18 protein-coding genes are annotated in these 20,376 nt (G+C 41.0%); 7 read left to right on the top strand and 11 right to left on the bottom strand.

The features are described 5' to 3' along the window. Positions 1-191: 191 nt before the first annotated feature. From RAM70_RS00460 to RAM70_RS00435, 6 genes are all read right to left on the bottom strand, one after another. On the bottom strand, positions 192-941 hold the full coding sequence (locus RAM70_RS00460) for a DUF2272 domain-containing protein (protein ID WP_045360310.1): 750 nt from the start codon (positions 939-941) through the stop codon (positions 192-194). Positions 942-984: 43 nt separating this feature from the next. Beyond that, positions 985-2,001 (bottom strand): hypothetical protein, encoded by a 1,017-nt coding sequence (locus tag RAM70_RS00455; RefSeq protein WP_045360312.1) that lies wholly within the window; start codon positions 1,999-2,001, stop codon positions 985-987. 36 nt (positions 2,002-2,037) lie between these two features. Then, entirely contained in the window at positions 2,038-3,711 is a 1,674-nt protein-coding gene (locus RAM70_RS00450; RefSeq protein ID WP_312671945.1) for a DUF4127 family protein, read from the bottom strand. A gap of 83 nt (positions 3,712-3,794) precedes the next feature. Beyond that, positions 3,795-4,217, bottom strand: a complete 423-nt coding sequence (locus tag RAM70_RS00445) for a hypothetical protein (RefSeq protein ID WP_312671944.1) — start codon at positions 4,215-4,217, stop codon at positions 3,795-3,797. A gap of 84 nt (positions 4,218-4,301) precedes the next feature. Next, positions 4,302-5,819: a glycoside hydrolase family protein gene (locus tag RAM70_RS00440; protein WP_288000199.1), complete on the bottom strand. Its 1,518-nt coding sequence runs from the start codon at positions 5,817-5,819 to the stop codon at positions 4,302-4,304. Between the two features lie 79 nt (positions 5,820-5,898). Continuing rightward, positions 5,899-7,008, bottom strand: coding sequence for a T6SS phospholipase effector Tle1-like catalytic domain-containing protein (locus RAM70_RS00435; RefSeq protein ID WP_045360316.1), 1,110 nt, complete (start codon positions 7,006-7,008; stop codon positions 5,899-5,901). A 520-nt stretch (positions 7,009-7,528) separates the two neighbouring features. On the opposite strand from RAM70_RS00435, the gene RAM70_RS00430 reads away from it, so the two are divergent. Beyond that, positions 7,529-8,242, top strand: a complete 714-nt coding sequence (locus tag RAM70_RS00430) for a hypothetical protein (RefSeq protein WP_045360319.1) — start codon at positions 7,529-7,531, stop codon at positions 8,240-8,242. A 73-nt stretch (positions 8,243-8,315) separates the two neighbouring features. Here RAM70_RS00430 and cysK read toward each other — a convergent pair whose 3' ends face one another. Both cysK and RAM70_RS00420 read right to left on the bottom strand, forming a co-directional pair. Next, positions 8,316-9,275, bottom strand: a complete 960-nt coding sequence (cysK, locus tag RAM70_RS00425; RefSeq protein WP_008202905.1) for a cysteine synthase A — start codon at positions 9,273-9,275, stop codon at positions 8,316-8,318. 57 nt (positions 9,276-9,332) lie between these two features. After that, complete coding sequence (locus RAM70_RS00420) at positions 9,333-9,479, bottom strand: hypothetical protein (protein WP_002796632.1); 147 nt, start codon at positions 9,477-9,479, stop codon at positions 9,333-9,335. Positions 9,480-9,562: 83 nt separating this feature from the next. On the opposite strand from RAM70_RS00420, the gene RAM70_RS00415 reads away from it, so the two are divergent. The 6 genes from RAM70_RS00415 to RAM70_RS00390 all read left to right on the top strand — a co-directional run bounded on the left by RAM70_RS00415 (position 9,563) and on the right by RAM70_RS00390 (position 14,584). After that, positions 9,563-10,258 (top strand): hypothetical protein, encoded by a 696-nt coding sequence (locus tag RAM70_RS00415; protein WP_312671943.1) that lies wholly within the window; start codon positions 9,563-9,565, stop codon positions 10,256-10,258. Then, on the top strand, positions 10,255-10,617 hold the full coding sequence (locus RAM70_RS00410) for a hypothetical protein (RefSeq protein ID WP_190381277.1): 363 nt from the start codon (positions 10,255-10,257) through the stop codon (positions 10,615-10,617). Before RAM70_RS00415 ends, RAM70_RS00410 begins: the two co-directional genes overlap by 4 nt. 15 nt (positions 10,618-10,632) lie before the next feature. Further along, entirely contained in the window at positions 10,633-11,163 is a 531-nt protein-coding gene (locus RAM70_RS00405) for an HNH endonuclease (protein ID WP_045360323.1), read from the top strand. A gap of 604 nt (positions 11,164-11,767) precedes the next feature. Continuing rightward, on the top strand, positions 11,768-11,890 hold the full coding sequence (locus tag RAM70_RS00400; RefSeq protein WP_002737208.1) for a DUF8629 family protein: 123 nt from the start codon (positions 11,768-11,770) through the stop codon (positions 11,888-11,890). Between the two features lie 24 nt (positions 11,891-11,914). After that, entirely contained in the window at positions 11,915-13,555 is a 1,641-nt protein-coding gene (locus RAM70_RS00395) for an MBL fold metallo-hydrolase (protein WP_045360429.1), read from the top strand. A 174-nt stretch (positions 13,556-13,729) separates the two neighbouring features. Continuing rightward, positions 13,730-14,584: an Rpn family recombination-promoting nuclease/putative transposase gene (locus RAM70_RS00390; RefSeq protein WP_045360324.1), complete on the top strand. Its 855-nt coding sequence runs from the start codon at positions 13,730-13,732 to the stop codon at positions 14,582-14,584. A 192-nt stretch (positions 14,585-14,776) separates the two neighbouring features. Here RAM70_RS00390 and RAM70_RS00385 read toward each other — a convergent pair whose 3' ends face one another. The 3 genes from RAM70_RS00385 to RAM70_RS00375 form a co-directional block, all read right to left on the bottom strand. Then, positions 14,777-15,778, bottom strand: a complete 1,002-nt coding sequence (locus RAM70_RS00385; protein ID WP_045360326.1) for a pentapeptide repeat-containing protein — start codon at positions 15,776-15,778, stop codon at positions 14,777-14,779. Between the two features lie 549 nt (positions 15,779-16,327). After that, positions 16,328-17,839, bottom strand: coding sequence for a glycosyltransferase family 39 protein (locus tag RAM70_RS00380; RefSeq protein ID WP_312671942.1), 1,512 nt, complete (start codon positions 17,837-17,839; stop codon positions 16,328-16,330). 23 nt (positions 17,840-17,862) lie between these two features. Next, the gene (locus RAM70_RS00375; RefSeq protein WP_312671941.1) at positions 17,863-20,100 is read right to left on the bottom strand and encodes a sensor histidine kinase; all 2,238 of its coding nucleotides are present in this window, start codon (positions 20,098-20,100) and stop codon (positions 17,863-17,865) included. Positions 20,101-20,376 lie beyond the last annotated feature (276 nt).

Here is a 20,376-nt window from a genome sequence, read left to right as displayed (position 1 = left end):
CGCTGCTGTTAGTGCCGGACAATGGCAGCAGGAATATTTCCCTCAATCCATTGAGCTATCGCTGGGAAATAATAGTCTTATCAAGCTACAATACGCTTAACTATAGGGGAGGAAAAGCGCAGGATTCTCCCATTTGTATCGCCTTTTCTCCTTAAAGATTTCAAGTTTGCCATCACTTCAAGGGTTGCACCTTATCTGAGATTATTTTTGATAACCACAAACCAAGGTCTGAAATCAGGTTTGGTGACTTTGATGTGTCCCTGAGCGTCTAGAGAAACAATCGTTTTTGCCACACTATCTCCTACATTCCCACCGATGACTTCTAATTGATTGTTATTTTTGGCAACCACAATATCACAATGAGATTCAAAATCTCCTTTATCAATAATCTGTGGATAGGTTAAACCCGCATTTTTTCCTCGCGGCGCACAGATTAGATCGCCAACAGATGGACGAATCCAATCAATGGGATAGCCTCGAAAAGAAGCATGAGGATTGTCCCGATTTCTGACAGCATCAACGATGTAAGTAGCGTGACGGACACTATATTTAAACTGATCACCTGCCCCTGATTGTTCCATAATAAAAGAAATAAAAGCGGCTGACCAAGGATAATTATCCCAGCCTCCTTGATTTTTATTTGCTATTTGGGGTAATCTACAAAAGTCACCTCTAGGGGGTGTTTGTACACTGCGCCAGTAACGATTAACTATGTTGCATTGAGCATATTCTAGAGGTCTTTCAGCTGTTCCTGTATCTCTGCGTATTTCAGTATCTGCTTTAGCTCTGACAACAATGGGTGGATTATGAAAATTTTGCCATTCTTTAACAGCGTTTTCAGCCACTTTTTCTTGAAAGTTCTGAGCTTTGGTTGCCACAGGAATGACTAAAAAGCTAATAGTTAATAATCCACCAGCAATTAGAGTATTGAGCAGTTTCATAACTCCCTCCTTTCCCTTATTTGAGAGATAGAAAAAAAGATAATTAAAACAATGAACAAAGATTCAATTGATCAACAATCTTCTGAACCTCCTGTAACATAGCATCAGCTTCAGGACGAATTTCCGCTTCTAGGCGGTTAATTGGCCCCCAATGTTTTCGGAGATTTCTTAAGCCAATAGCAGCAAATTCTGCGGCAAAAGCCGGACAAGCTTTCGACAAGCGTTGAAATTCTTTTCCTTTCCCTTCTCCATAGTTTTCCCAGTCTTGAGGAGGACAAGTAACCCCTTCCTTAAAGATTTCGATAAACCCTGATGAATTGGCTAAATACTGCTCGAATAACTGTGGTAATAATGGACTAGCACTGCGGGCATTATAGCTTGTTTGAAATAATCCAGCTTCCGCCGTTTCAGCAGTGGTATTGCTGGCTGAACGATCACGTCCTTCACAGTATTTTCCAGAACTTTCCCGCATTCCTAACCCTATTAGCAAGACAAATAAATGTCTGAGGGTATCAACCCCTGCCACGCTATTATTCATCTCTAAATCACGGAATTTTTGAGCATAGTGTGCTAAGGCATCTTTATCGGAGTTTCCTGTGTTAGCTTTCGCCATTTCTTTGGCAAAGGGATTACCTGCTTTCAACTGGCAATAAACTTTAGCGTAGACAACTGCCATGCCTTTAATGTAACCTTTGGGGGCAACTCCTCGATCGAGCCAGTGATAACGGGCTATTTGGGAATTAGCGGCAATCTGGATAATTTTATCAAGTCCATCCGTGGCGGAAACAACATTAATATAGATACTGGTTTCTGCCTTTTTTTGATTTCCTTGATCAAAACCGATGGCGGTAATTTTGCGCCCACCGATATTGGTAAATCCTGAATAAGTAATCGACCAAGAACCATCCGCTTTAACCTGACCACTGCCCAGGGGATATTTTTCGTCTGCTTTGAGTTCTACAGTGACCATTTCAGTGGGGACTTTGCCTGTAAAAGTAACAGGTTTTAGACATTCAAATCGAGCATGATTGGTAGGATTGATAATTTGTAAGGAAGTCATGGCATTTCTCCTATGGGATTGTTGAAAAATTTACTGTTAGACGAATTGATCGCCCAATGAAGGATTAAAAGCGATCGCTTCCAGATCGGTACGATAGATACCAACTTTATGAATTTCCTCTGGTAATCTTGGCCAGATGTGGATTTCACTCTCAAAAGTGCGCCAAAATTGCGGGGTAATTCGGAAGACTCGGTTATTAACAAGGGGAAGTGCTGTAAAATGTTCCTGCATTCTGACATTAACGTGCCGATTTAAGACCTCAAAGACTTTTTTGACCGTAGCAGGATTATCATATCCTTCGTAATGATTGAAAGTGATTCCTGTTTGATTTTTTAGCTGATTACAGAAGCTTTTAGGTTCTTCGGGTCGTTGAACTTCTTTATAGCCATTAGCAAAAACATCATGAGCAATGGCTTCTAAATAAAGTTGTCTTTGAGCGGCGGGATTTTTAGCGTAGAAAAGAATTTTTGCCACCGCCAAAGTTGAGCCAACACAATTGCCAAATGTTCCCCAACTACCGAAGGCCAATAAATCATCATAAGGTAACACAGAAGTGGCATTCCAAGCCCCATTAAAAAGTCGGCCATCAATGATGACTAATTTAGCGCGCTGCTCGGAAGAATAGTTCTTGTATTTAGCCAGAAATTGCTCATCTAATTGGGCTTGTTTCTGGTCGTCTTTCTGATAATCATCAATACTACCATTTTGACGACGAGTTAGGATAGCGACCTCGAAATCCCAGTCAGTTTCTGATTCTTCTAACCCAACTGCTGGTAATTTTTCAGTCACAAGTTCTCGCGGTGGTCGTCTCCCGTCGTACCACATTTCAGTCTCCTTATTAGAGATGCGGACACGCACTTTAGTTTTAGGGAGAGTTTGAGCGATTCCCATTGCTACTAATTCATCTGCTCCCCAAGTAATTGGCTGTTTGAGAGCCGAGAGATTATACTTATCCAGAAGATTGTATAATCTTGTTTGCATTGTTTCTCGCACATCTTTGGATGAATGTTTTTGAGAATCTCCCATCGCACAAACGACAGCTGAGATTTTTCGATTCATCGACTGTAATAGACGGATAGATTGTTCGAGTCTCCACAACTCTTTGTCGTGTCTTTCTTTTGCCCAATCCGGATAAGGAGTTGGATCCGGTTGAGGAGGACCGACACCAACAAAAGATTGGACGATGACCGCTTTTTCAAATTGAGAAATAGTGGGGAGATAATCTTCGGGATATTGTACCAATCGTTCTGCAATAATGAACGCTGTATCCTTGACCCGAAGCAGTGCAATCAGTTGTCTAACTAAAGAATCTGTCTGTCTTCTGGGACTAAGAACGTAAACAGGACAAATTCTTTCTGAACGGTTGTCTTGTCCATTAGGGGGAATCCCCACTCCATCTCCATCTTGTTCTGTTGGTCGATGATACACCTTAAATTGAGACTGCTTAATATCTTGCAATATCTTGGCCACAGGGTCATTACTTTTAATTTCGACATGGGGCATATAAGCGAACCATTTCGTCATCTGATTAACAGGAGTTGTTAATTCTAATTTCCAGTGATTATTGTTCGCAGATTTGTAATTATTAATCTCAAGTTCATCTCCTGCTGTCAAGGAAAATTTTTGAGTAAGATCAGTAATCTGACTGCTATCTAGGGTAGATTGTTTGATAACAGTATTGACTAGAGCTTTCAGTTTTTGGTTAGTCATCATTTTTGATCCTTTTTTGCCTGATTCTGGACAGGTTACTTTAACAACAGCATACGGTTCACAAATAGGATATTTTCCCTTTATCAAGTTAAGGAAGTTACAGTGAGTTGGATGCTATCTCGATTATTGCCATAGGCGATGATCACATCGTTAGCAAAGCAGTAAAGCCGTCCTGTTTTTGGTGCTGTAAACTGTTTATTTGTGCCAATGAGGAACAAACTATCTTGATCTTTATCAATTGAACCAATCAGTGAAAACCAAGGTGAATTAGGCATTCGTCGTAGTCTTTCACATAGTTTCAGAAAGAAATTAGTACTTTCATAACCATCAGCATTAGAGGTAATTGTCCAGTCTGTCCATTGACCTGTTGCTTGAAAATGATATTCTTGTCCAGCGACAAGATTAATTCCTGTATCGTTCCAGATTAGTTTTGAGTCTATGTTTATAGGGAGATTTGTGTTTTGCATTACCTGTTGTAAGGCTGATGCCAGTAAAAGTTTGTACATTGTTCGTGAGTAAATCACCGAATCAAAAAAGAGTAGGGTGATCACTATAAAAGATCATTATGATCACCCTTGAGTGAGTTATTATTAAGGTTGAGGACAAGTTCCTAGACCCCAATCCACATATAGATCATGGGGATTAGTATCTCCTAGCCAACTAACTAATTTCTTGTAATCAGCAATATCGTAGATACCAAGGCAACCTGCCGTTCCTGGACAGGGACCATGACAATATTTTCCATTCCAATCAATATGGATTTCAATAGCACTTCGCCGTGTGGAATTCGGTCCGACATATTTGATAGGGGTAGTAACTGGACCCAGACCATTACTAAAAACAGTCGGTCCATATTTATCTTTGCCACCTGCCCAGAGAATGTCATTAATGTACCATTTGCCTTCAGGCAGCGGTTCCATGGAACCCGATACACTTTGAGGACCTGTACGGAATAGTTGGTTACTCGGTTGTCCAGAGCAAACTTTAAGATGATCTTTTACCTGTCCATTCTTGATATATTCCAAAATGAGAATATATAAACCATCACCGTCTTTCTGGTTAGTTTTAGTCAGTCGGAGATAAGTTCCGTGAGCAGGTTGAGGAGTAGGTGGGGGTGTTGTTTCTTCTCCCCACAATTTAGCCCAAGTTTTTGGTCCGACTTTCCCATCTGCTTCGGAGTGACCAAAAACATCTGCTTGGAATCGTCTGACAGCATTATCAGTACCACTGCCAAAATCCCCATCAATTTCTCCGTTATAGTAGCCTAAATCTTTCAAACGTTGTTGCATTTCTGCAATATCTTTGCTAGAGATTCCTGCATCATTATCAGTCATTCCTTTTAACAGTAATCCTCGCTCTAAAGTAGGCGGATTGGCAACCCTCGATAGAGCTTGAGTACGCCCCTCAAATTCAACTCGATTACCTGCTGGAATTTGCTCATTTGGTGCGGCGATATGGAAATTCTGAGCATTAGGATATTGTCGCAATACATCAATTAAATCTTCTTTAAGAGGACTTTTTAGGGTAATAATTTCGACAACTTGGTCAGCCTTATACGCCACAACAACGGTATTTTGATTTTCTAAGAATCCTTTAAGCCAAGTAGCGGAACTTTGGGGAGAGGGTTCTAGATCAATAGGTTCACCAAACCCATCTGTTTTACGAAATAGTTCTTCTTCATCTTTACGGCGATTAACTAACCCTTCAAGAACCACTCTTTGTCCGTTTACGGTTGCTTTATTCCATTCTTTAAACTGATTAGCCGCTTCGTTATAATTTGGCTGATTTAACAGACGTAGTAAGGTACTTTCTTTAAAAGCTCCGATGCCTACGTTATAAGCAAAGGAAACTAAAGCATCAAACTGATTTTGATGAAGATCAACATTTACTAATTTATCCACAGCTTTGGCTTTTTCCTCACATTCATTGATAAGGAAGCCTTCCGCCTGTTGATCAGTAATCTTATCCCCTTCCCGAACACGTCGTCCATCAGGATAACAAGTTGTTCCAATCCCAATTGTCCAAACGCCAGCCGGACACTTATAAGCGGTAAGCTTGCAACCTTCCCACTTTTTGATCAGATCAATACAGTTCTGTGATACTTTCATGGCAAATCCTCCTAATTAGTTCAGATTATGAGTGTTTATGTAGGTAAAGTGTAGGCGACATTTTTGAGGTAGAGAGGTGCTAAACAGAGACTATTTCTTTCTTTCTCAAAGCACCAATATCTTGCTCAAGCATCATTTGAATTTCGGGAATAGCGGGTTTATAAGGGGGATTAAGATTCAGGTTTGTCCAGCGATTTTTAACACTTTCATGCAAATTGCTAACATCCCCTTCAAACTGACGAGGTGCTGTTCCTGCTATATTAAAAGGGCATTTTGACGTATTATCAAAACGCTCACTAGAATTGGGATGAACTTCATGTTGAATATAACTTTTATCTAAGGCCAAACCCAATGCTTCGACTTGTTCCATCATCCACAATAAAGCTCCATCGGATAGGCCAGATTCTTCCTGAGAACCTCCACCAACACAACCATGACCCCCCGGAAACCAAACCTGAACCACTTGTTCTTTTTGTTGTCTGATGTGGGTAGAATGGGGACGCATTAGTGTTACATCAAAGACCTTACGAATTTCATCAATGGCAACTGCATGAAACGCCTTTTCAATTGTAGGATTGATGGTCGAATCATAAAAGCGATAACGTTCGTTGAACTTTTCATCCAAGTGCAGAGAATGAACGATATCAGGGATACCTAAAGAAGCAACCGTATCCCAACAGCATAGGGCCTTAATGGGAACCCGTCGTCCATACTGATTACGGAAATCAATGGCATTTTTACCGTTAGGTGCGTTATTTGGGTCTTGTTTTTCTCGGTAAATTTCGTAGGCTTTGGGGATTTGTCGGATAAATTCTCGATACAACAAACCACAATTATAAATTAACCCAGCTAAACAGCGTACAGTGTAAGCCCCCCGACTAAACCCAAAGAGATAAATTTCATCTTCAGGTTGATAGTTTAAGCACAGAAAACGATAGGCATCTTCAATCTTATGATCCATGCCAATGCCTAAAGCACCTCCAGCAATTTTAATTAAAGTATCAGTCACCTCGGTATTAGATTGTTTTGTCCCAATCCCTTCGTCATAGTAGATGATTTGACGGATGGGGTTGCCCTTACTATCATCAAGTGGTGTGATAGCTTGCACCATTTTGACAACATTGGTAGGATAACCTTGTCCTAAATCTTGCCAAGTTCCATCACAACAAACAATAAGACGGCTTTTCATAGCGATGAACCTACTAGGTTTCTTAAAACTTGCCAGTTTACGGAATCTTTGAGGATTCTAGTGAATCATGACTCAAAATTATTGAGATTTTCCTTGAGGTAAAAGTACTGCAAGACTCAACCGAGACAAAGGACGTTTTAACTCTGTGCGGAAGTGATATAGATGAGTTAGATAGCTGGCGTGACTAGGTAAAATTAGTTGCGGTATTTATACTTAATACTTTAGATCGTCTATCGGAACTTGTTACCCTAAAAACTGCAAATTAATATATTTCTTGAGGTTTCTATATATAAGTTTACAGAATATTGTTGAGCTATTTATTAATAAAAAAAGTTGAGTTTGATTGAAAACCATCTTAACACCTAAGCCCGCCAACCTGAACTTTAGCCGATTCTCGATCGCAATTTTAGCCCACCCTAGCACTGCGCTCTTTTCCCACGAGGATTTTTACCAAGAAAAATGATCTGTCTGCCTGAGAACAGGCTATAGTGATCATCAAACCCTCAGTGAAAAACTTCCCGTGTCTTCAGTATTCCGCCTTCCTCCCTATTTTTCTCCCGCTCTGCAGCGTCGAGTCATGAAAACTCTCGCCGCCAAAAAAACCCGTCAATTCTTGACATGGGCGGCAGCTTGTGCTAGTTTTTTGATCCTCTGGGCGTGGAATTGGCAGTTAGTTTTGGCCACTTTAACCGGGGTGGGGGCGATGATTGGAGTTTACCATCTCCAGGGTCAAAACTGGCCATCGCTGTGGCTGTGGGGGCGTGCTTTTTTCAGCGCCGATAGCGGTAAGTTAACTTTAGCGGTAGTCTGTGGCGGTTTGGGCAGTTTAGCCACCTATCTCGCTGTAGCAATTTGGACCTATGCCGAAAATCGCTGGTTGGCCCTGGCCTCAATTTTGCAAGGATTTGGCACGGTTTTGACCTTAATCCTACTAGGATGGCATTTTCTCGACCATCGCGGTCAAAATGAGTCCAAAAACTTTGATCGCTGGTTAGAAAAATTAACAGTCAATGATCCCTTAATGCGCTTAATGGCAGTCCGACGTTTAAGTGAAATGCAACTTTCCCCCAGTCGTCGAGAACAATGCCAAGAATACTTCCGCTATCTTCTCTCACGAGAAACCGATGCACAAGTGCGATCGGCTTTACTGGATAATTTTTCCGGCAAAGAAGCAATCAAACCGCAACCTTTACAAATACCCCTACAGGTGAAAAAATCCCTCTTTAAAATATGATTAAAAAGCTCTCTGCTATTAGCAATCAGCCCTCAACTAAAGCTGACTGCTAGAGGCTGAGGAGGATATTTTTTTACACCAAAGTTAACTCGCGCTCCTCGATATTTTGGAACATCAGCGTACTCAGATAACGTTCTCCAAAACTAGGCTGAATCACCACAATTAATTTACCCTCATTTTCCGGTCGTTGGGCCAGTTGAATCGCAGCGCAAAGATTGGCACCGGAAGAAATCCCCGAAAGTAAACCCTCTTCTTTTGCCAAACGACGACCAAATTGAAAAGCTTCCTCATCACTGACAGTAATTACCTCATCAATCAGATCTGTGCGTAAAACTTCCGGAATAAAACCCGCACCGATACCTTGAATTTTATGGGGACCGGGATTACCCCCAGAAATCACCGGACTATTGAAAGGTTCCACTGCGACTACTTGAAAACTAGGTTTACGCGATTTAATCACTTCAGCAACTCCCGTAATCGTGCCTCCAGTACCCACACCTGCAACAATAAAATCTACCTGTCCGTCGGTATCTTGCCAAATTTCCTCGGCAGTGGTGAGACGGTGAATTTCTGGGTTAGAAGGGTTGCGAAATTGTTGCAACATATAAGCGCCTGGGATACTATCAACGATTTCCTGAGCGCGTAAAATTGCCCCTTTCATACCTTGGGAACCGGGGGTAAGTTCTAGGGTAGCACCGTAGGCTTTTAACATCGCCCGGCGCTCTAAACTCATCGTTTCCGGCATAGTTAAAATCAAGCGATAACCCTTAGCTGCCGCAGTCATCGCTAGGGCAATTCCCGTATTGCCAGAAGTGGGTTCCACTAAAACCGTGGTTTCTGGATTGATTAAACCCGCTTTTTCGGCGCTATTAATCATGTGAGTGCCAATGCGATCCTTGACGGAAGCAGCGGGATTCATCCCTTCTAATTTCATCACAATTCGGCCAAGACAGCCCTCCGCTTGGGGAATCCGATTCAATTGTACTAAAGGTGTGCGGCCAACCAATTCGGTGACATCGTGAGCGATACGCATGATATTTTCTCAGTCTGGGTGATTTGTGCGCTTAGTTATAGCGGTAAGCTCTCAGCTTTAGCGTTTGAGAATTTCCTCACTAGCTAAGGAGGCGCTATATAGCTCACTTATAGCAAAGGCCAGCCCTAGATCGGCAAAATTTCCATTTTCTTTTGTTTCTTTAGTCAGTCCGAGTTGATTCCCAGAGACAGGCAAAACTACCATGACCGATAAGATTGCTTTTTTCCAAAAGCTTATACTTGTACTAAAATAACTATGGATAGTTTACTAAAGTCAGAATTACGGTCATGACCATTAAATCTAATCTAGCCCTATTGAAAGAACAACACATAGAAATCAAGGGCTATTTGAGCGATAGGTTAAAAGCACGTCATCTAGAATGGATTGTAGAACATCTTGATGATCCTGTAGCGGCGGAATTGTTCCAGATTATCATACAAGAACGAAATGATAGAGCCAAAGTTAATTCACATCAGTCCTTGCAAATATCCAGACACGAGGGCAAAATTGAACAGTTAGGAAAAAGTAATCAGAATTTATACAACCAGAATGTTGAGCTTAAACAAGAAGTCAGTTATTGGCAAGAAAAAGTTAATGAATTGCTACAAAAGTTAGAGCAGTTACGTCAAGATTTATTAGACTTTGATCAATCTGAGATTTATCGTTTAGGTCAATGGTTAAAGGCTAGTCTATCTAAAACTGGCCAGGAACGTCAACAGGCTTTACTGGAAAAGGAATTAGTTCATAAAGACAGTTATAATCTAGCGGTGAGCGATCTAAAAAATACTATTCAGCAACAACAGCATGGGATTACACAAATAAAAGAGCGAGCCATCTCTACAGTTGAATCTCTGGAAAAAACTAATGATAAACTACGAAGACAACTGGGGGATATTAAAAAATATATTATTAATAACTATGGCGAGAAAAAGTGGCAAGAAATCACTCGTTACTTTGCAGATGACCAGGAACTGAAGCCATGAAGTTACTAGAAGAAATAAACTATCGCCAATGGCAAAAAAGAAATAGTGAACTATTTCATGGCCTTTCCCTAGAGCAACAAAGACAAGCGAGAAAAAAGGGCTATTATAATAGCGGCTGGGGAAAGGTTAAAAGCTCTTGGGAGCTTCTTCAGGATTTTAAAAATAATACTTATAAAGTTGTCAGTTTATTTGAGCATGAATTAAATAAGGGAAATCTTGTCAAAGCCATTGATTTAGCCATTATTGAGTCTGAAAAAGCCCAAAAAATATCTGAAGAAGGAAAACAAGAGTTAGAAAAAATCTCAAAAAATGTGCATGAAACAGCAGATAAAGCCTTGGCTAAATATCCTTTATTATGATTATTATGTACTGCCATGACTAAAATATCAAAATCAAAGTTGTCTCAATTATATAGCTCCGATGAAATTGCAGAAATCTGGAATGCTAATCAACATCTAGCAGTTATCGAACATCCCCAAAAAGGATTAATTAGCCCGAATCAATATCGAATAATGGCCAAAGAAAAACCCTGTCCTTTTTGTGGCAAAAAGATGAAACATGGCGAAGAATTTAAAACTTCTTCCCAGTCAGAAGCTATCAAAAGGGGTTACGAATATAATAATTCTCAAGGGGAAAAAGTTATTAATCAAATCAATCAGATATTTTTTCATCCCAATTATGTGACTATTGATCATATAATTAATAAAGCCCGCTGTCCAGAAAAAATGTTTGATTTTGACAACTTACAACCGGTATGCTGGCAGTGTAACCAAGCAAAAAGTGATGATAATGCCTATGAACTTCGTCACACTTATGAGTATTTATCTAGCCTAGTCGATCAAACAGCAATTCGTTATCCTCTTCTGGAAAAGACCAATGACTTAGCCGAGTTTAACAAACTTTAATTTTAATAAACCTTAATTGAGTTTATAATCTGAGCAAATAGCCTTCAACTCTAATCGAAAACTCCTAGTAAAATTCAACTATAATTGAATTGAGCTAATCTGAATCAAAATGAATAACTTGTTTGCTTTTGCCTCATGTCTAAAAGGGAAAATTTACACCTATCATTACGTCGCACTTTAGCAAAGGAGAATTTAAAGTCAGGCTAAATTTTTGTGAAATTTTCTTGACTATTATGACAAAAGATGCTAGGTTTTTAGATAATTTTCAGTAGTTTTTGATGAAATCATCACAAATTACTGGCAAGTTTAATAGACCTCTTGTAAAAATCAAAAATTGTTGTTGGGGTTAGGAGCCAGTAGTCAGTAGTCAGTAGTCAGGAGAATTAAGAATGAATAATAATTAATTAAATGGTCTATTTACAGATTTTATGCAATTTAATCCTTATTTTTGCCGTTTTTGACCCCTCAAAAATTAATTATGCAAGAGGTTTAATTATGAAAAGAGGTGGAGCGGCCATGGACAAATTCAAAACCTAGCTGCTAACAACCGAAAAAGTTGGGTTAGTATGAGGGGAGATACCCTCTGAGGAGTTGCACTAATTATATGGACATCAAATTAATCTTGTTGGCATTAACGGCTGTATTCACCGTCTCTTGTCTCTTTTTCGGCACCCGCAACGGTTTTTACGATAGCGATAACTACGATGGCAATGGTTCCGCTCACTAACCAGTCATCATGATCAGGGTTGCCATGGTTCAACACTCTACTGCTATCTGGGGGTCAAAATCCCTTTTATCCTGTTTACCTTTTGGTGTCGGTCATGCGTCGGAGGGAGTTTGTCTCCTACTGAAAATCGGTCCCTATCGCATACTTTTAGATTGTGGTTTGGCCGATATGCAACCCCTGACCCAAAACAAAAAACCACCTGTAGATCTGGTGTTCTGTAGTCATGCCCACAGCGATCACATCCGTGGGTTAATGGCTCTCCATCAGACCTATCCCCAATTGCCAGTTTATGCCAGTGAGGTGACAGTACAACTGCTGTCCCTACAATGGCCTGATTCTACCGAGGAAATCGGCAGTTTCTGTCAGGGTTGGCCATGGCGAGCGCCGATCGCTCTCTTTGATGATCTCACCGTCGAGATTTTTCCAGCTGGCCACCTCCCTGGGGCTGCTGTGGTTCTCTTCACCTACAAAACCCCCAAACGCACCTATAAGGTCCTCTATACCGGCGATTTTTCCCTGTCTAATTTTCAACTGGTGGAAGGATTATCGATCGATCTGCTGCGGGGAGTGTCCCCCGATGTGCTGATTATTGAAGGCAGTTACGGCACAGAGCGCCATCCCCACCGACGACAGCAGGAAAAACAGTTGATGAATCGCATCTATCATGCGATCGCTGAGGGTCAAAATGTCCTACTACCCGTCCCCGCTTTGGGATTGGGTCAAGAAATTTTAAAATTACTGCGGTCGCACCACCAATTCACAGGCCGCGACATTGATATCTGGGTTGGGGGCAAGATCGCTAAAGCTTGCGATGCCTACCTAGAAATTTTACCACAATTTCCCGCATCTGTCCAGAATTTTGCCAAACATCAGCCCTTATTTTGGGATGAGCGCATCTGTCCCCGGTTGCGAAGGTTGCCAGAAAAACCGACACCTCTAGGGGGAACCACTCCGATAATTTTACTAATTGATCGCCTAGAGGAGGTGAGTAAATATCTGCAAGGGGATAAACCTTGGTTAATGTTAGCTCCCCAACACCTGCACGATATCAACCTGGAGAATCCCCGATTAAAAGCGGCACAGCGTTCGGGATTAATTAGCCAAGAAACCTATCTACTGGCCGAACATAGCGATAGTCGCAACACCACCCAACTGATCCATAACCTGCGGCCGCAGCATATCATGTTCGTCCATGGCTCGCCCCTATATCTAGCGGATTTGACCAGTTTAGAAGAATTACAAAGCCGTTATCAACTCCATTCTCCGTCCGTGGGAACCCTGGTGGAATTGCCTATTGGCGATCGCTTTATGCAACCGACACCCCCGGCCCCCAGTCACTATGAGGGAGAATTAAATGAATCGGATTCGATCGTCACTATCACCTTACCAGATCCGATCACCCGGGATCCCCGGTGGAGTAATTTCGCCGATACGGGACTGGTGGAAGCGCGCTGGCAAGGGGAAGAATTATTATTGCGGGGAGTCTCCCAACGGGAATTATTAAGCGAGAGTCCCAATCGTATCACCAAAGCTTTAGAGGAGATGGATTGCTGTCGTGTCTGTGTCCACTACAAAAGTCAGCGCTGTTGGAATCCCGCTTCTCCCCTCTACGGTTTTAAAGTGGTTGCCGAAGGCTATTGTCCCGTTTTTGAAGCCAATATATAATTAGGGTCTGCTGAAAAAGTTTGGGGGTTAGGAGTCGGTCTTTAGGAGTCAGTATTCTTGGACTTGATCCATACAGAAATAATAAAAAATTAACAAAGAAGATTTTACTCAGGCTCTCCAAGACTTTTAGCCATAGCTAGTATATTCCTAGGGGGGAGGTTCAGAAATAAAGGCATGAAAACTGACACGATTTTTTATCAACTCTTTCAATCATTCCCCTCTATCTTCTTTGAATTAATTCAACTCCCTATCAGCGAAGCCAATAACTACCGCTTTGACTCAGTGGAAGTAAAACAACTTTCCTTTCGTCTTGATGGAGTCTTTCTGCCTCAAAATAATAACCCCCAGACTCCTATATACTTTTGTGAGGTACAATTTCAGGAAGATGAGGCTTTTTATCAGCGCTTTTTCACCGAAATATTCTTATATCTCAGTAAAACTGACTTAACCAATGATTGGCGGGGTGTGATTGTTTATCCTAACCCTCAAGTAGAAACCAATCAAGTTCAACGCTATCGGGAACTGCTCAACTCCGAGCGAGTCAGACGGATTTATCTGAATGAATTAGAAAACATTCCTCAAACTTCGATTGGTTTAGCTACAGTGCAATTAATCACCCTATCTAAAGCAAAAGCGATTGATAGCACCCGAAAATTAATCCAAAGAGTGAGGCAAGAATTAACCCCCGACCAAAAACCGCAAGAACTCTTACAATTAATAGAGACGATTCTCGTTTATAAGTTACCGCTTCTCAATCGTCGGGAGATAGAAACTATGTTTAGTTTAGATGAATTAAAACAAACTCAGTATTTTCAAGATGTGCGCGAAGAAGCGCGTCAGGAAGGTCGTCAGGAAGGTCGCGAGCAAGGTCGTGAGGAAGGTCGCGAGGAAGGCATTGAGCAAGGCAGACTAAACAAAGCATTAGAGGCAGTCCCCCGTTTGTTAGCCTTAGGGTTAAGTGTTGAGCAAGTCGCATCCGCCTTAGAGTTAGAAGTTAAACAGGTTAGAGCTATACAAAAAGGGACATAATACACAAGGCCTGCTGAAAAAGTTTGTTGGTCGGGTTAGGAGTCAGCCTTGAATCAGTTATCAGATGTGAGTTTTCAGTTCACTGTTCACTGTTTACTGTTCACTGAAAATACTCCCATCTCCTTGGGAAAAATCCCACGGTTATAGAAATCTTGGCGGAAAAGTCTCTACAACCGGGTTTTTCTAGGAATATTAGGAAAGGAGATTACCGCGACTACCGTTAGGAAGAATAGTTTCTTCGAGGGAAGCGGAAAGAAGATTATTTTCGGTTAAAATCGCCCCAATTAAGTTAGCTCGTTTGAGATTAGCTCGTTTAAGATTGCTTCCCACTAAATAACTCAAGAGTAATCCCGCTTGGTGTAGATTAGCACCAGAAAGGTTAGCGGAGGCTAAATTCGCGCCGAGCAGATTACAACCGGTTAAGTTAGCCTGGCGAAAATTGGCTTTATTAGCGTCAGTTTTACTTAAATCGGCTCCAGTTAAGTTAGCCCCCTCAAAATCGCTACAATTGAGGTTAGCTCCCGTCAGATTAGCACCTTCGAGGTTAGCACAACGTAAATCCGCCCCCCGTAAATCCGCCCCGCGCAAATCGGCATAGCTGAGGTCGGCGTATTGAAGATGGCAGTTTTCCAGATTAGCTTGATAGAGATAGGCTCGAATTAGGTTAGCCTCTTTTAAGTTAGCATGGCTAAGATTAGCAGAGCTAAGAATAGCACGAGTGAGAATAGCCCGTTTTAGGTTAGCTTTCTCCGCCATGGCATGGGTTAAAGTGGCTGAGGTGAGATTAGCGGCTTCGAGATTTGCTTTCAACAGTTGGGCAAAAAGTAAGCTACTGTGAATTAAACAGGCAGAACTTAAATCAGCCTTTTTGAGAATGGTATTACTCAAAATTGCGCCGCTTAGGTTACTTTGGTGCAAATTTGCCCCGGAAAGGTCGGCTTTAGTCAGGTTAGCATCGATAAGACAAGCTTTGCTTAAATTAACTTCTTCCAGGGCAGCAGCTTTGAAATTAGCGTTAATTAAACAAGCTTCGGCTAAATTGGCTCGTTTTAAGTAACTATGACTTAGGTTAATCTGGTTTAAACACTGTCTCTTTAAATTGACTCCGCTAAGTCTGACTTCGGCAAAGTTGCGTTCACCTCGATTATACAGTTCGATTAGATGTTCACGATCGGTTAAGGCATTGCTACTCATAAAATAACTAAATTGTTCTGGAAGGTGATTTCCAGAGAATGGGTTGGGGAAAATTACTGATCATGAAGTCGATCTCTAGGATTAGTACAGGGAGCGACTGGGGATTTTTGCGAATAAATAGAAATTTTTAACCAATTACGGGCTTAAAATCCCTATTGGCAATCACTAAAACCGGTAAATAACTACAAGAATCGGGGTTCAATACCAAAAACAGCCTCTACCTAAACCCGCCACTTGTTGCCAGCCAGGTCTAGGCATTAAATTAGAGAAGTCTTGTGCGTCAGTTTTCCTGACTGAATCTACTGCCTCGCCGATGTCTTGACTCGGTATCATACAGTTGAATTGGTTAGGTCTGCTTAGTCAGTCCAGTAGCCAAAAGGCTAAAACTCTTAATCACCAGATTTCGGGGACTCTCCAGTTGAGCGAGCATAAAACTTTGTAAAAGTCAATCCCTCTTAGGGATGAACTGCCCGATCCTATTCCCCGAAGCCTTGATTTATTAATTCTATCGGGTTGTGGTCTGTTTTGGCAAGAGGGGTTAATGGCTTTTTAATCAATTCGCCAAAAGGCTTGATTTTCCGTAGGGGATAATTGTATAGACCGGTCATCTAAATATTGTTTGAGACTGGGGGAAGGATTGAGGAGATAAATATCGGTAAATTGATTTTTTAAGGATGGGATGGAAACTCTAATATCCGACTGAACAAATAAATACTTTGTCTTAGCATCAGTGGTATGAATAAGGGGCAAGGTATCTAACCAATGTTCTGAAATAATTAGAGGTTTTTGACTGCGATTAATCATTGTATAAGCGTTGGGAATATTACTACCATAGCCCACATATCTAGTTGCCGGCGGTGGATAGGGAATTTTGGCAATTAATCCGAGAACTAGCAATAATATTAAGAGAATTTTTGCCCAGCCTTGGCGCTGCTGTAATCCGTTGCTTAGTAAAAAGGTAACTGCCAGCAGCATACCGAGAAAACTCGGTAGGTAAAATCTGCCCACAGCCGTGTAGCGAAATCCTCCGATTAGATCCCACGCTAAAAGAGAGAAAAAGGGGATAATTGTCAGGAGAATGATCAGGGTAAAAACTTTTTTATCGGCTTTTTTTCCCAGATAAATAAAGGAGATGAAGACGAGGATAATTAGGCAGTATTCAATAATAGGGGTAATGGTGGGATTGGCTAAACTAAAATTATAAAATAAACGAGCGATCATTCCTCCCCATCTTTGCCAAAGTACCTCTAGGGGTAAACTGCCTTTTGACCATCCAAAGACAGTAAATCGACTGGTAAAAATCCGGGTTAACCAAATTGAATAAATACACAGGGAAGCAAGTAAGCTGATGCTATAGTATTTTTTGGTTAAAAAGTTAAAAGAATTCAGCTGCAGCAGAAAATATAGGCTATGGACTACTAGAACAAAGATAAAGAAAACATGGGTATATAAACCAGCGATTAGGGATAAACTATAGAAAAACCAATTTTTTTTCGGTTGCGAGGAATCAATAGCTTTGAGAAATAACCAGCTAGAAAGTATCGAAAAGAAAACATATAGTCCGTATTCCCAAATTCCCAGCGCATAACCAGTAAAACGTGGAGAAAAGAAGATAAGTGTAGTGGCGATTAAAGCGGCATTTTTATTTTTAAACAAAGTCAAAGCTAAATGGTAAAAACTCCATAAAATACCAAACCAAATAATTACCGAAAATCCCCTTAATACTAGATAAGAATTGCCCAATAATCTTGCTAAAAACCAGAGGAAAATATAATAGAGAGGTAGATCGTAATTCGAGCTAGTATAAAGAGAGGCTATGGTATCGGGAAAACCTTTCACGTAATTAACCCCCTGAAATTGCCAGAGTTGTTCCGTGGATTTAATTTGCCCGTCGAAGAGATAGTTAATTAACTGTTCGGGTGTGTAACCAGAAAGATGCAGTAAGACCAAAGATTCATCGTGCCAAACATAGCTATAGTAGGCGAGATGGACAAAATAGAAAATATTGAAAATAATCAATAAAACTAAAGCAAATCTAACCCCAGATTGACGAGTAAACATAATTATCTCGATCCTGTTAAAAATCACTGATTACTGTTGACTAACTCCTGCTTAATCACTCTAGAATTTTGATGAGCAAGAGGTAAAGTAAACCAAAACTGTGAGCCAACCTGCGGGGTACTTTTTACCCCAATTCTCCCAGAGTGAGCCTCGATTATTTGCCGACATTGGTAGGAACCTAAACCGATTCCCGTTAGGTGTTGATTATGAAGATTTCTTACATATAAACGGAAAAGATGTTGACATTGTTCCTCATCCATGCCAATGCCATTATCGCTTAAAGTGCAGTAGAGCATATCTTGGTCAATACGAGCATCTAAAGCTAATTGAATCGGTGAAGGGTTATGTTTTAAGGCATTATTTAATAATTGTTCAAAAACACTTCTTAGCTGACAAGGATCGACATCAATAGCGGGTAAGTCATCGGGGAGAAGATTAATAAAAGTAGCTTGGTATAAATCAAAATCTTTTTGCCAATCTTTCAGCCAAATTTCCACCTGTTCTTTTAAAGATAGAGGTTGACGATGCAAGATTAAAGGCCGTTCTTCAGCAAAATGATTTTCTGATAAAGCATTAATTAAAGTTAATTGTCGATCGCAACTACGCACCACCTGATCGAGCATTGCTCGCGAGATAGTTACTTTTTCTGTTTGCCGACACTGTAAATTTTTTAATAACATCACTAATCCCATAATCGAAGTGCGAAGATCGTGGGATACTGCCTGTAAAAAAACCGTTTTCATTTCGTATAAACGCTGAATTTCCCGGACTTTTTCCCGTAGTTCCAGGGTTCTTGCTGCCACTTCCCGTTCTAAATTATTATTCAAGCTTTGCACCCTCTGATATAGTTGCGCTTGGCCGATAGCGATACAAACTTGGGTGGCTAACTGTTCTAATAATTTGACCTCGCTTTTTTGCCAATGACGGGGATGGGAATATTGATGGACAACTAAAGCGCCTAAATGTTGATTATTAACCGTTAGAGGTAAAACTAAAGAGGATTTAACTTGCAGGTATTCGTAATAACCCTTGAGAGTGGGCAGCGTTTGCACCTTAGCGGTATTATCAGCAATAATTAACTTATCTAAAGAAAATAATTGTCCCAATTCTTCCAGTAATTCTGGTTCGGGAAACCAACCCATCAGCGAGGGAATCTCGGGACGACGGGACTCAGCGATTACCTTAGACCAACCCCGCTCTTGACAGTGACCGATATAGACTTGATCGGCATCGAGAAAATTTCTGATTTCCTCAACAATGGTATTTAAAACCTGATCTATATCTAAAGATTGATGGACTTTTAAAGCAACTTGTGTTAGTAAATGTTCTCGTTCTAAAGTTTCATTTAAAGCTCGATCGATCTGTTGTCTTTCGCTAATCGCCGCCGATAAAAACAGAGAAGTTGACATGACAATGACTAAAAAGATTTGTAAGATCAAGACACCTCTGGTATAATCGGGAGCCTGTAGGATAAAAGGGCTGACTCCCCCGGCCAATCCCATCAAAGCTAAAATAGACACCAAAAAATTCGCTATTACCGCTCCCCAAGTCTGAAAACGCATGGCGGCCCAAACCACAAAGGGAAAAGGCAGATATTCGAGATACTGCACCATACTCCAATCGGGGTTAAGAAAATTCTGTTGACCACCAAAAACCACGGAAGTCACTCCCGTTAGCAAACTCAGACAAAGTAAGGCCTCGCCAAAGCGTTGAGGTTGCCGTGGTTCCCGCAGGGAGTGACGATTGAAGCAAAAACGCAACAGCAGCGGCGTGGTCATTAATATTCCCGTACTATCTCCGAGCCAGATAATGCCCCAAGACTGTCCAAATTGCCGCCAATCCCAAGTATTTAGCCAACTACGGGCAAAAGTATCGATAGTGGCATTGACTGCCGAGGCTAATAAAGCCGCTAAAAATACCAGTAAAAGGATATCGCGAATGCGCTGTAAAGTGGCGGAAAATCTCAGATAATGCAGGAATTGCGCCCCTAACAGAGCCGATAAACTGCTACCGATCGCCGAAAATAGAGCTATGGGCCAACTGGCCCCTAAAAAGAAGGTCAGAAGCAAATCCCCGATAAAAACGCCGAAAACTAGCCTTTTTCCCCCTAAAAAAACAGCAGTTAAGCCAATACCAGCACTCATCCAAATTGGGGCAGGTCGCGACCCTAAATTTAAGCAGAGATAGCCTAGCCAACCAACACCCAGATAAACTAGGGCAACAAGCACAATTTTAGACCGATCTGATGAAATCCGTAGCATTTTCAGTTATCAGTTATCAGTTATCAGTTATCAGTTATCAGTTATTAGGTTTAAGTTTTAAGTTATTAGGTTTAAGTTTTAAGTTATTAGGTTTAAGTTATTAGGTTTAAGTTTTCAATTTTCAATAAATTTAGTATCTTTCACTGGTCACTGGTCACTGGTCACTGGTCACTGGTTACTGGTCACTGGTCACTGATCACTGTTAATCTATCTCCAGATTGCCTAAACTAGGAGTAGTTCTGCTTCATGCAGATGGGTGAAAACCGTACATTTTCC

It is taken from the genome of Microcystis wesenbergii NRERC-220 (assembly GCF_032027425.1).
GTDB lineage: Bacteria > Cyanobacteriota > Cyanobacteriia > Cyanobacteriales > Microcystaceae > Microcystis > Microcystis wesenbergii_A.
Note: the sequence above shows the minus strand (reverse complement) of the source record. Positions and strands in the feature narration are given on the sequence as shown.